At 33.4% G+C, this 13149-nt stretch carries 15 protein-coding genes; 2 read left to right on the top strand and 13 right to left on the bottom strand.

Going from position 1 to position 13149, the window contains the following annotated elements:
• Positions 1–21: 21 nt before the first annotated feature.
• Positions 22–897 (bottom strand): NAD(P)H-binding protein, encoded by an 876-nt coding sequence (locus tag DK442_RS10545; RefSeq protein ID WP_160114120.1) that lies wholly within the window; start codon positions 895–897, stop codon positions 22–24.
• A gap of 4 nt (positions 898–901) precedes the next feature.
• Positions 902–1456, bottom strand: coding sequence for a nuclear transport factor 2 family protein (locus tag DK442_RS10540; RefSeq protein WP_109435824.1), 555 nt, complete (start codon positions 1454–1456; stop codon positions 902–904).
• A gap of 119 nt (positions 1457–1575) precedes the next feature.
• Between DK442_RS10540 and DK442_RS10535 the strand changes: the two genes are divergently transcribed.
• Entirely contained in the window at positions 1576–1980 is a 405-nt protein-coding gene (locus DK442_RS10535) for a helix-turn-helix domain-containing protein (protein ID WP_109435823.1), read from the top strand.
• Between the two features lie 96 nt (positions 1981–2076).
• Here the strand turns inward: DK442_RS10535 and DK442_RS10530 are convergent, their stop codons facing one another.
• The 11 genes from DK442_RS10530 to DK442_RS10480 all read right to left on the bottom strand — a co-directional run bounded on the left by DK442_RS10530 (position 2077) and on the right by DK442_RS10480 (position 12016).
• Positions 2077–2997, bottom strand: coding sequence for an AraC family transcriptional regulator (locus DK442_RS10530; protein WP_109435922.1), 921 nt, complete (start codon positions 2995–2997; stop codon positions 2077–2079).
• Positions 2998–3012: 15 nt separating this feature from the next.
• Complete coding sequence (locus DK442_RS10525; protein ID WP_109435822.1) at positions 3013–3906, bottom strand: NAD(P)H-binding protein; 894 nt, start codon at positions 3904–3906, stop codon at positions 3013–3015.
• A gap of 244 nt (positions 3907–4150) precedes the next feature.
• Positions 4151–5062: an AraC family transcriptional regulator gene (locus tag DK442_RS10520; RefSeq protein ID WP_109435821.1), complete on the bottom strand. Its 912-nt coding sequence runs from the start codon at positions 5060–5062 to the stop codon at positions 4151–4153.
• 96 nt (positions 5063–5158) lie between these two features.
• Positions 5159–5992: an SDR family NAD(P)-dependent oxidoreductase gene (locus tag DK442_RS10515; protein WP_109435820.1), complete on the bottom strand. Its 834-nt coding sequence runs from the start codon at positions 5990–5992 to the stop codon at positions 5159–5161.
• A 211-nt stretch (positions 5993–6203) separates the two neighbouring features.
• Positions 6204–6626, bottom strand: coding sequence for a hypothetical protein (locus DK442_RS10510; RefSeq protein WP_200825103.1), 423 nt, complete (start codon positions 6624–6626; stop codon positions 6204–6206).
• Positions 6627–6634: 8 nt separating this feature from the next.
• Entirely contained in the window at positions 6635–7387 is a 753-nt protein-coding gene (locus DK442_RS10505) for an SDR family oxidoreductase (protein ID WP_109435819.1), read from the bottom strand.
• A gap of 10 nt (positions 7388–7397) precedes the next feature.
• Positions 7398–7862: a DUF1097 domain-containing protein gene (locus DK442_RS10500; protein ID WP_109435818.1), complete on the bottom strand. Its 465-nt coding sequence runs from the start codon at positions 7860–7862 to the stop codon at positions 7398–7400.
• A gap of 29 nt (positions 7863–7891) precedes the next feature.
• Positions 7892–8632 (bottom strand): SDR family oxidoreductase, encoded by a 741-nt coding sequence (locus DK442_RS10495; RefSeq protein WP_109435817.1) that lies wholly within the window; start codon positions 8630–8632, stop codon positions 7892–7894.
• 126 nt (positions 8633–8758) lie between these two features.
• On the bottom strand, positions 8759–9682 hold the full coding sequence (locus DK442_RS10490) for an AraC family transcriptional regulator (RefSeq protein WP_109435816.1): 924 nt from the start codon (positions 9680–9682) through the stop codon (positions 8759–8761).
• A gap of 431 nt (positions 9683–10113) precedes the next feature.
• Positions 10114–10800: an RraA family protein gene (locus DK442_RS10485; RefSeq protein ID WP_109435815.1), complete on the bottom strand. Its 687-nt coding sequence runs from the start codon at positions 10798–10800 to the stop codon at positions 10114–10116.
• 7 nt (positions 10801–10807) lie between these two features.
• Entirely contained in the window at positions 10808–12016 is a 1209-nt protein-coding gene (locus DK442_RS10480) for a DUF4861 family protein (protein WP_109435814.1), read from the bottom strand.
• 131 nt (positions 12017–12147) lie between these two features.
• Between DK442_RS10480 and DK442_RS10475 the strand changes: the two genes are divergently transcribed.
• Positions 12148–13026, top strand: coding sequence for an AraC family transcriptional regulator (locus DK442_RS10475; protein ID WP_109435813.1), 879 nt, complete (start codon positions 12148–12150; stop codon positions 13024–13026).
• The last annotated feature ends 123 nt before the right edge of the window (positions 13027–13149 follow it).

Genomic DNA, 13149 nt, shown 5'->3' with positions numbered 1-13149 from the left:
GAAGCATCTACTCTATATTTATTATTTTGAAATAAACTTATTTCGGATTACATATTCAAGAGTTGTTGGTGTATTCCCTTCGAATGTTCTAGGAGTCGCATAGGCACCGTTGGGATCTCCCAGAGCCATATAGAGGTCGACCAATTCTTTTTGAACAGTATCATTAGCACCAAATTGTGCAAATTGATTTTTTACATCATTATAAGTCACCTGCTTATATACAATCTCCTGTTGTAACTCTGCTGAGAAAATATCTGCCGCTTCTTTAAGAGTAATATTGCTCGGCCCCATAATATTCCTGCTCCATTGACCTGCCCAACGGGTATCCATAAGGTATTCTGCAGCTATATCTCCAATATCGTCTGCACTTACAAAAGGAATGTCATGATCTGTGGCATATGGAAATGAAAAATAACCATTTTTAAGGATGTCATTCTTTTGCAACAAGAAATTTTCCATAAAATATCCAGGTCTTAAGAAAACTACATTCGATGCTACTTCTTTAAAAGCTCTTTCCAAGTTTCCTACATAAGTTACAGTACCTAGGTTATCGGCAGCTCCAGCACCAAGAGAAGAAAGAGCTACTACACGAGGAATATTATGTTCTTTAATGGCAGCTACTCCAGAAGAAATGATATCATCATACCACTCTTTTAGACTTGATACTCCAAGTGCTGGTGGAACAAGCCAGAAAAATGCATCTGCTCCTTTTGTATGAGCAACTACCTGTTCTATATCACTCATATCCACTTCATATGAAGATGAGTTTGGGATGTTCAAATTTTGTAAAGAGTCCAGCTTATTTCCTAATAATACCACTGAATGATTTGCCGACGCTACTTTTTTTGCGATACGGCTACCTACGTTACCTGCGGCTGCTCCTATTACTATTTTCATAATTTTATTGTTTTGATTTATCATTAAACATTTTATTAACTTCTTTATGATCCCCCATAGCTGATACCGCCATAGGGTTCCAGTACTCTTTATAATGAATGATCTTTCCTTTTTTGAGGATTATACGGGCGACATAGTCTTGTTTGTATAATTGTTTCGTCGATGGAATAATTACCTCTCCATGAAATTCTGCCCATACGATATGGTTTTCTGTTATATAACTTTTCACTTGTGAGAATGCTATATCCGGCATGTTCGAGAGAGCACCTTTTAAATAATTACCATACTGTGTTTTATTCAAAGAGGAAGGTGTACCTAATGAATAAGCATATGGATATTCAATAATGGCTCCTTCATCAAAAAGCTCGAGTACATTCTCTGCACCTAGATTGAAGGCTTCTAATAAATCCTGAACTATTTTCCCTTGATTTTTTTCATTTATTGTTATTTCCTCACTATTTGTTTCGGTTTGCTTTTTTTGGGCTTGACCCGAATACATATTTGTTAGAAATACAGCAATTAGGATTGTTAGTATTTGGTTTAATGTTTTTGTTTTCATCTTATTTTTGTTTAAATTTCTAATTATTATACAAATTTATGAGCTATACTTGTATCACGCAAGAGGGCACTAAATAGTACATAACTTACTTTTAGGTAGTAAATAAATAAACAATAGTAATGGAGGCTGAAAAAAAAATTAAAAAAAATTCATACTTGGAATCTTTGAACGCTAGAACCGTTTTTGATGAGAACTGTATTATACAGGTATCTTTCGCGTTGATAGCCGATAAATGGACGCTCTTAATCTTAACTACTTTGATGCAGGGTACAAAACGAAATAGCGATCTACAAAAACAGGTCATTGGTATTTCTCCTAAGATGTTATCGCAGACGCTAAAAACACTATTGAAATATGGAATGATTTCTCGAAAGGTATACCCCGAGGTACCACCTCGTGTAGAATATACATTAACAGAATTTGGAAAGAGTCTTGTTGAACCATTGTCCAGTTTCTACGATTGGTCAGTAGATTGGGAGGATAGACTTCGTGCTATTTACAAAAAAACCAAAGGAAAAAAATGAGTTGTTTAACTATAACAGTTTGTATGGTAGTAATGGTTTAGATTGTCTTATTAAAAACAATATTGGCAACAAAACCTTTTGTTGGTAATTTTGTTTTCAGTTAAATGATTGTCGGAATTCCAAAGGAGAGAACTGTGTTTTGGATTTGAAAAGTTTGCTGAATGATTGTGAGTGTTCAAAGCCTAATCCATAAGCAATTTCGCTAATTGTAAGGTTTGTTGTAGATGATTTTTCTTTGGCTTTTTCAATCAGTTTTTCGTGAATATGTTGCTGAGTGTTTTGACCTGTTAGGACTCTAAGTAGGCTGCCTAAGTAACTTTGTGAAACATTCAATTCTTCTGAAACATCTTGAACAGATGGTAAGCCTTTTATTACCAAATCATCACTGTTAAAGTAATCTGTCAATAGTTTCTCCAAACGTTCTAAAATTTGATGATTGACCTTTTCCCTTGTTATGAATTGACGATTGTAAAACCTTTCAGAATAGCTGAGCAAATTTTCAATGTGAGTGCTAATGATTTGTTTGCCGAATTTATCAATATTTGCTTGATACTCTTGCTGAATGTTTTGAATAATACCATTTAGTATAGACTCTTCCTTGGGGGACAGAAACAGCGCTTCGTTTACGGTATAATCAAAAAAATCGAATTGCTTGATTGTTTTTATCAATGTTGTACCCCAAATAAAATCAGAATGAATTAGTAATATCCATCCTGAGTTCACTGGCGTATGGTTTTTGTCAACCTCCACGCGAAATACCTGATTTGGTGCCATAAAAAACAGTGAGCCTTCATCAAAATCGCATTGCTGATATCCATATCTAAACTTAGTGTGAGAAGATTTTTTTAAAGAAATAACATAAAAATCAAGTAGCCAACTCATTGAATTGCTTTCATCCGAATGCCTTATCGAAGCATAATTTATCACACTGATCAAAGGATGCTCGGGAGCTGGTAAACCTCTGAATTTATGAAACTCACTAATTGTTTTAATTCTATATGGTTTTTTATTTGCCATATCTAAATGTACCAATTATTGGTTATATACCTTTGCAAACTCTTTGGCAAACTCTTTTAGTTTTACTTTTCTAAATTTTGGCTTACTACTGTAATAATCTTCCAATAGTTTGCCATTACGAATACTTTTGTTCATTTCTGTTAATCCTTCTGCTATTTTAGGGTTAAGCCCAATTGATAAAGCTCCATTTAACATATCCCTATCAGAAATCAAAATCCATTTTAAGTCTGGTTTTCCAATTGCCTCACCCAACGTTTTTGCTATTTCATTACAAGTTAACTCTTCACTTACTATATAACGCACTTTTCTTTCTGAGAATGAACCTTCTAATTCCTCAGCAATAACTTCGGCAATATCAGAAGGTGATACCCAAGGACACTTATCATCTTCACCATAGTTAGAAGCTATAATTCCTTGAGATTTTATTGTAGGAATAAATCCAAATAAATTATAGTAGAAAGATGTAGGTCTTAGCGTCGTAATTTTAACTTCTTCTGGTAAGGACTTAAAGATATTTTCTACATTGGTATGTGCAATAAGCTGGCCATTATTTTTATTCATATTACCGCCTATACTACTCAGATGTACAACCTTTTTTACGTTTGATTTTAAAATAGCTTCAGCATAGTTATTACCAACTTGTTTGTAAAATTCTATTTGATTGAAATCTTGATCAAAGTAGTCTCCTGGTGGAATCATACAATACACAGCATCTGCTTCTGCAAATGATTCTGTTAAAAAATCTACATCTTCCATAGTGCCAATAGCTGGAATCGCTCCAATCTCTTCAATTACTTTTGCTCTTTCAGGGTTACTACTTATTAACGTAACCGTATGTCCTTTTGCAATTAGTTCTTTTGCAAGAGGTTTGCTGATGTTACCCAATGAGCCTGTTAAAACTATATTCATTTTTTTTCTTTTTTTTTTGTTTATACAAAGCTGCGATGGTATTAAGCAAGAGATGTAGCCAAAACGATTATTGTTGTAGTCAGAGTGGAAGGTCTTTGAAAAAGGACAAGCTATTTGTGCCGTGGACACGTTAACCTTACTACCAAAAGTTTTTAGCTATGGTTTGAACGGTAGGACGAAAAAATTGCATGAACCATTCTGTTGAACACAACCCGAATTTTTAAATTTTTCTAATTATTTTTCTTCAGTTAAACGATTGCCTAAATTCCAGTGGAGTGAGTTTAGTTTTTGTTTTAAAAAACTTACTGAATGATTGCGGATGCTCAAAACCCAAAGCATAAGCAATTTCACTCACAGATAGACTTGTTGTGGACAATTCTTCTTTGGCTTTTTCTATCAATTTATGATGAATATGCTGCTGAGCATTTTGTCCCGTCAGTGAACGTAACATGTCACTTAAATAGCTTGGGGATACATTGACTTGATCAGCTAAATAATGAACAGATGGTAAACCTTCATTTAATGGTTTTGAATCTTTGAAATAATCGTCTAAAAGCTCCTCTAGCTGCAATAATAAATCTTTGTAAACAGCTTTATGTATAATGAACTGTCTGTTGTAAAATCGATTGCTGTAGTTCAGCAATAATTCTATTTGAGAAATAACTACATCGTGACTAAAATCATCTATTCTGCTCTTCAATTCATCGTCGATGATTTTAAAAATTGACATGACGGTTTCTTTTTCATGAGCAGAGAGATGTAATGCCTCATTTGTAGCGTATGAAAAAAAGCCATATTGCTTGATTTTTTTAGCTAGAGAGTAGTTCAGTAAAAAATCCGGGTGGATAAAAAAGATATAACCCGAAGCCGAACTTTTGGGACTTTCGAATACTTGATTTGGAGCGGTAAAAATCAAACCACCTTCACCAAAGTCATAATAGCTTTGTCCGTATCTTGCTTGTCCACAAAGTGTCGTTTTGTAAGCGATCTTGTAAAAGTTTAATATAAAGAAATCAAATGATTCCTCGGTAGAGATTGAGATATCTTCAATATTTATAAAACTTATCAAAGGATGCGCTGGCTTTGGTAGACCAAAAGCATGATGAAAATCGGATAATGAATTAAATTTTCGAGGTATGTTCTCTTCTTTTTTCATTTTTAGGAGCTAAACGACAACCGATAAGATACTAAATATCGGCTATCGTTAAAGTTACAATATTACTGTATTTTGTTTCAATGGTCATTATCTTGATCAACCTTGTACGGCATCGGACACTTCTTTCCAAGCTTCCCATGTTGCCAGGCGGTCATTGTAAGCTTTACGAACTGAAGGCAATGATTGGTTACCCAAAAAAATTCGTAGTGGTGGCTGTTTAGCATCTACTACTTTAAAAATAGCTTCGGGAGTGGCGTTGGGGTTTCCTCTTTCCAAATTTCGCAGACCTTGCACAAATTGCTCTTTAAAACCTGAGTAGATGTCAAGTCCACTGGCCATCTTCAATGACTCTTGACTACCGAACTCTGTCGCATAGGCACCGGGTTCTATGAGTGTTACTTTAATGCCAAAGGACTCGACCTCTGCTGCCAGGCTTTCATGAATTGCCTCATATGCCCATTTTGTGGAACAATAATATCCGATTACCGGCATTGACTCAAGCCCAAGACTACTTGATACTCCTAATATGTGACCACTACCTTGTTTACGTAGTAGTGGTAGAGCGGCCTGGATAACAGATAAGGTACCAAATAAATTCGTTTCATAGAGTGCCCGTACATCATGTAAACCAGCTTCCTCGATAGTACCGACAAGTGAATAGCCAGCATTATTTAGAATGACATCCAATCTGCCGAAATGATTGTAGGCTTGGTCGAGTACAGCCTTTACTTGATCCGTCTTTGTCACGTCCAGTGCTAGGGTAAGCACATTTTCACCGTAGGTTTCCTGTAGATCAGATATACTCTCCAATCTGCGGGCAGTTGCTACGACTTTATCCCCTCGCTCAAGTGCGGCTTCCGTCCAAATACGTCCAAACCCCCGAGAAGAGCCTGTAATGAACCAAACTTTATTGTCTTTTTGATATTTCATAATTTTAAATTTTAATATTAGAACAATACAAAGGTCAATAATCACATTTGCCTTGTTGTAGCCTAATTGATGGAGAATGTAGCCAAAGTGAGGAAGTTGGGTTTAAACCAAATTTAGTATTTAAGTCTTTAAACAAATACTATTGAAACTTCATAGACAAGTATGTGCTAGAATAGGATTTAGATAATTAATAATTAATTCATATTGCTATTTAGTAATCAGCTTGTCCAATTTCTAATCGATAAATTTTCTCCTTGTCGTTAATGTAAAATTTAAAATATGTTTTAAAATTACCCCACTTCTTGGTATGAATTTTTCCGTAAATAGACAAACCTTCATTTTCGACTTTGTCGAGACTAGTAAACCATTCTTCTCCTATTGCATTAGTTGAAAAATTATTAAAATCGCGTAGTTTCCCATCATCGTACAGCTGTGCATCATTAGTAAAAAATGAGAACCAAAGCTTTGAATCTCCTTGTTGCCATGCTTCAAATGCCTGTTTGACAATATTGTTTTTAATACTATTTAGATTCATAGATTCTACTTCTTTATGTTCGTGGTTTCCTATTTGTCCACATGTATTGAAAAAGGATATGAATATTAATAAACTAATTAAATAAGTTGTTTTTTTCATTGTGATACTTATTGATTAGCTCCTCCATTAACAAGTAAATGTTGTCCATTTACAAATGATGATAGATCACTGGCAAAAAATTCTGCTAGATTTGCTACATCCTCAACTTCTGCCAATCTTCCCATGGGACAGCTTTCTATTAGTGATTTTCTTAATTCTGGATAAGCATTAGGATCAACAAATATTCCAGAATGATCTACTGCAAAAGGAATGATAGAATTTACAGTAACCCCTCGATTCCCTATTTCTTTTGAAAGAACATCCACTAGATAGCGTGGTGTAGTTTTGCTTCCTCCATATAAAGCCATTCCTGGTATGGGATATACCGTGGTGCTGGAAGCGATGTAAATAATACGTCCGTTATCTTCGATGTTTTTAGCCGCTTGCTGCATGGTAAAATAAGCACCTTTGGTATTGATATTAAACAATCTATCAAATTGTTCTTCTGTAAATTGCGTTACTGGTGTTTCTACCATTTCTATCCCGGCATTAGCCACCACAATATCGATTTTCCCAAAGGCTTTTTTGGTTTCATTAAATAGTCTTTCAATGTCAGTTACTTTACTGACATCAGCTTGTATAGCTATGGCTTTAACCCCCATAGCTTCAATATTTGATAATGTCTCTTCGGCTGATATGTTGTCTTTTGAAAAATTTATGGCAATATTGGCGCCAAGAGCAGCATATCTTTCTGCTATGGCTTTTCCCAAACCTCTTGCGGACCCTGTTATTAAGGCTGTTTTATTTTGTAATGAATTCATTTTTTGTGGTTTAAAATTTCTTGTTTATGTATTTAAGTCCTGCGTCATTAATCAATGCAAAAACTACCCCTGCAACTGTAGGAACAAGTAAGCGCAATACTGGAATTATTTGTAGTTCTGGGTGTACCCCAAAAAAGATGATCAAACCCAGAAACCAAGCAGGAATGTTATTTAACTCTTTAATTTTTGATATATATGCCAAAGAACCAATAAGGACAAAAACGATTAATGGAAATCCCAATACACCTAGTACAGGCGAAAGTAAACTTGCTAAAGACTGTATAAGAACTCCCATTACTATTCCCAAAATAATCTGTAAGAAACTGGGAGTATATATTTTAATCGATTTTCCAAAGAGGTAATAACTTACCCAGGCAAGAAACATGACCCAAGTAGTCCATCCCATAGAAAATGAGATAAATACTGCCAATGCTCCGCATAGCCCCATAACGAGGGCGGTTAAAAATGTTTTCATAATATGTAATAATTAAATGATTAAAGTAGTTAAGCCATTGCTCCGTTGGCACCTATATTCTGAGCAGAAATCCACTTGGCTTCATCACTTGCCAGGAAGGTTACAATTTTTGCAATATCTCCAGGTTCTCCAATACGATTGAATGCTGATAAAGAGGCTAATCTATTGATTACTGCTTTTGGTTTTCCTTTTGTGAACAACTCGGTGTTTGTAGGTCCGGGAGAAATTGAATTTACATTGATACCTCTGTTTCCTACTTCTTTTGCAAACACGCGAGTTAATTGTTCAACTGCTGCTTTGGTAGCTACATAAGGTCCATAAGTGGGTAACATTATTCTGTTGACCGAAGTAGAAAAGTTGATAACACTTCCATTCTCTGCTAATTTCGTAGCAGCTTCACGAAGTGTATTAAATACTCCTGTTACATTTACATCCATTTGTTTTGCAAAATCCTCGTCGGTGGTATCTTTAATAAACGTATTGATCATAATACCTGCGTTATTGACCAAAACATCAATTTTTCCGTAATGGGCAATGGCATTATCGAAAAGATTTTTTACATCTTGCGAGTTACTTACATCAGCTTGTATAGCAATAGCATCCCCACCATTTGTTTTGATTTGTTGTACAATCGCTGAAGCTGCTGCTTTACTGCTTGAATAATTTACAATTACTTTTGCTCCGGTGTTGGCCAAATGTAGTGCTACCTCTGCACCAATACCACGTGATGCGCCCGTTATAAGGGCTACTTTGTTGCTTAAATTTTTCATTTATATATCTTTTTAAGTTTAATAGAACAAAGGTATTTAGGTACTACGCTTTGTTTGTTGCATAGAATACAGCATTAGTTGTAAAATTTAAATAGAAAATGAAAAGAAGAATAAAGAACTAACTCATTAAATAGAATGCTCTTTTCGATATTGGGCAGGGGATATTTTGGTGTGTTTTTTAAAAAAGTTGCTAAAATGGGCAGTTTCAGAGAACCCTAGTCTATAGGTTATTTCTTTGATAGACATGGATGAATTTTGCAATAGTGATTTGGCTTCGGAAATAGATTTGTCTGCAATCCAGGTAGTAACAGTTTTTCCTGTCTTAGTTTTAATAATATTACTTAAATAGTTAGGATGTAGATTTTGTGCTGAAGCATAATCCTGAACCCTGAAAACAGTTTCTATTTTTCCCATAATTAAATCACGGTAGTGCTTTTCAAGTAATCGTTTGAAGGATTTAACAATTTGCGAACTTCTGTTTCCTTCATAAATAGGGTTGTAATCCTTCCAAAAATAAGCTTTGATTTTATAAAGCATCACTGCCAATAAATGTCCGACAATTCTGTATTTATCAGTAGATTGGTTGGTGTATTCGTTGTGAATATTTAGATAAACATGCTCTACTTCACTATAAAATTCATCACTTACAATTTTAGGACTGATCGTTTCAGTTAATAAAAATGGAAATCCAGAGAAGATGTCTTTGTTGATATATTGTTTTAGAAATGTTTCATCAAAAGTTATAAGATAAATTTCTTCAATTTTTTCCCAACTGAATGTTCGGTAATTACTCGGATTGGTAAAGTAAATAGAATGCTGTTGTACGCCAAAAGAGTGTTCATCTATGGTATACTTTCCTTGACCGTTTTTTACAAAAAGAAATGAAAAATAATCTGGACGGAATGATGGTGATTGATATGGAAGTTTAAAATTGATGTCTTTCAAATTAAGAATAGCAAAACCTTCGGAAGGTTGAATTAAATCCACAGATAATCCCAAGTGAAGATATAATTCATATAGTGACTTTGCTTGAGGATTTTCGTTTTTCATTTCCTAGATTTTACCTTTGAATGCTATACTATACCGGCATAGTATTTATTAACAAATTTAAAAAATCGTGGTTAATGATTAAATGATGTTGGTGTTCGACTAAAATAGGATAGAAATTCTTATTAAATGAATACTTTACGGTATCATTTTCCTTTTACAATACCTTATTCCTATATGATCCACGTTTGTTGTTGCTTTTTAATACTCTTATTAAAAGGCTTTTATTGGGTTGTATAAGTTCATGTACATGATTATTATACTGAAAATAAATCTAGTGACTTCGGTAGTGTAGATTCGATTCCTACCTCAAGTATTTTTAGAAACCTTTTTAATCATTTGATTTGGAAGGTTTTTGTTTTAAGGATTAAAAAATTCTATGAGGCAAACATAAATATGTTATGTTTTAGAGTTTGAGTATTTGAAAAAATAAACTACATAATTCCAAATTTATTAAAAGCATCAACAGTACTCATTCCATTTTCTAAAGCCTTTTTTACAAGTTGCTCTCCTCTTGCTTTTTCTATAGCTCCTTTAAAAGCTTTTTTTTCAACTACCTTGGGGATAATAAGTACGCCATCTCGATCCCCATATACAATGTCCCCAGGATTAATTCTTACATGGTTTATCTCAATAGGTATATTATAATCTATTACTTTTCCTCGAGGTCCTTGATCTTGAGCATAAGTCCCAATAGAAAAGGTTGGAAAATTTAATTTTTCCACTTCATTTGTATCTCGAGAATAACCATGTAGTACAGCTCCTGCTGCATTTAATTTTATGGCCCTAGTACTCATCAATCCACCCCATAAAGCGTATGAAAATGATGATCCTGTACAGATGTAGACTTCATTCTTTTTTAAACTATCCAAAGCTTCAAACATAAGACCAAAAGGCTTTTTCATAAGTGGATTATTCGTTTCTTTGGAGGTTTCTTCAAATACATCAGCTTCTAATACAGGCATTGCTCTGCCAATTACCACCATATCATTTTTAACTGGTTTGATGGCAGGGTCTAAAAATTGATGTTGATACCCTAATTGATCTAAAATATCACCAACTAAGGCTGTAAAAAGTTCATTCTTGGCGATACTAAAAAGTTCATCATCTGATTTCCACATATAAAATTTATTTTTTAGTGAGTGTAATTGCTATAGGGGTATTTTTTTTAGAAGCTTCTTTTTTAAGATAGTTTTCCCAGTCTCTAGAAGTATTAAAATCACCACTTTTCTTCCATCCAAAGCCAGCCCAGTAGCTGAAGTGATTCTTTTGAATCTTGGTATTGACCCAAAGATTATTAAAACTTTCATCTTTAGATAAAGTATCGTTAATAGCTATATCAGTTATTGATTTTGGATTGATCAATATGGCTGTGCCAATGTACGAATCTTCCATAGGCTCCCAATAAGAAACCCAGCCTTCTGCTTTGTTCATTGTTGTTTTTCCTTTACCTTGATGTAGTGCCAAGCCAATACCAGCTTTGCTGAGCTGTCGTTTAGAAGTATAAGATATTTGGCAATGATATAGATGAGTTCCTAAATCAAGAGAAATTCTTTTTTTTTCACTTACCTCAGAATTTCCAACTTTTATAGTGGCGTACTCTAATTCAAAAATACTTCGAATTGGGCCATTTGCTAATATTTTCCAATTTGTAAAGTTTTTAGTCAATAGATAGGTGTTGTTATGAATGAGAGCGACACCACCACAACCCCTGGTAGTTCCTACATGGTATGCATCATAACCTTCTCCATGATCTTTATGATACGATTTTCCATTTAAATAATCCTTGTACCATTTATTGATAATTGGATAGTCTACTCTTTTTGTCCAACAATCAATTCCGCTAGAAATTAATCCCCCTGGTTTTCCTTCTTCAAATAATTGTTGGCATTTTGGTCCATAGGTTCTAAATGCTACTTTATCGTTTTCCCAGGCAAAATCATCTATTCTTTCTGGAACTATTCTGCAAAAAGTATGTACATCAACTTTATTATTTAGTTGAGTTTCTTTTTGATATACAAGTGTAAACTTTTTAGTTTCATTAGGATTAAAATCAGTTTGAAAAATAATATAATCTTGTATTGAATCTTGATCTATATCAACAAGTTGTGATACAACTAGATTGTTTTTAGTGTCAAAAATTGATAAATTATTATATTCTTCTTTAGAAAATTCTGGTACATCTTTTAATTGAATTTCTATAGTTTCTTTCTCTCTTTTTAAATTAGTATTGTTAACCGTTGTAATAGTATATAACTTGTCAGTTGCTTCACAAGAGATTAGTAGAGATGGAACAAAATAGTATACTATAAAGAGTATTAAAAAATGATGTTTCATAAAAAATTCATTGATTTTAAGGATCAAAGAAAAGAAAATGATATTGACAATAATAGATAGATATTAACCAGTATTTTATGAATATTTGCATTTAATAATTTATTTTTATCTTTTTTGGTAAAATTTATATAATGCCTAAGCCTAAATTTCTTTCCTCAGACCGTACTTCTAATTTTGGGATTTCAATATCCTATTTTGAATTGCCATTTTTTTTGAATCCATTACACTATCATAAAGAATTAGAATTAGCTTATATTATTGAAGGTTACGGGACAAGATATGTAGGAAGTAGTATTAAATCATATCAAAAAGGAGATATGGTTTTGGTAGGAGAAGAACTTACTCATGTATGGAAAAGTGATCAACAATTTTATGAAAAAGACACGGATTTATTGACTAAGGCTATTGTGCTAAAATTTTATCCTGATTTTGCAGGAAAAGATTTTTTAAGAATACCTGATGTGTATCCTATTAATAGAGTGTTTGAGAAAGCTTCAGGAGGACTTCATATTGAAGGAAAAACAAATGAAATTATTAGTAATATTTTACACAAAATGCTCGATCAATCCTCTTTGGAGCAAATGGCATCTTTGATCCAAATTTTGAGTTTAATTTCTAAATCCGAAGAAGTTGAGGTATTATCGAACTTTGATTTGCATAAATCTTCCAACCCCAAGGAAAAAGACCGAATGAATAAGATTATTCAGCATACTATGCTGAATTTTACAAAGAATATCTCTCTTGATGAAATTTCTAATGTTGCGAATTTATCAAAAAGTGCCTTTTGTCGTTATTTCAAAAATGCAGTCAAAAAGAGTTATAGTGAATTTTTATATGAAGTACGGGTTGAATTTGCATGTAAAATGCTTTTAGAAAGTAATGTTACCATTATGCAGATATGCTATGAATCAGGGTTTAATAATCCTTCAGCTTTTTCTCAAATTTTTAAAAGAGCCAAAGGAGTAACTCCAAATCAATATCGTAAATCTAATATGATCGTAAACTACTAAATTGGTTTAAGGCATAAAAGTATTAGGATTTGACTAGTAGCAGCTCGTAAAAGTAAATTATAATAAAGCATGTTGACTTTTCGGTATTTACCTTCTGCCTAGAATATATTTTAGAAATCTCTC

Source organism: Aquimarina sp. AU119 (assembly GCF_900312735.1).
GTDB classification, from domain to species: domain Bacteria; phylum Bacteroidota; class Bacteroidia; order Flavobacteriales; family Flavobacteriaceae; genus Aquimarina; species Aquimarina algiphila.
The sequence above is the reverse complement of the archived record's forward strand: the minus strand, read 5'-3'. Positions and strand labels throughout refer to the sequence as shown.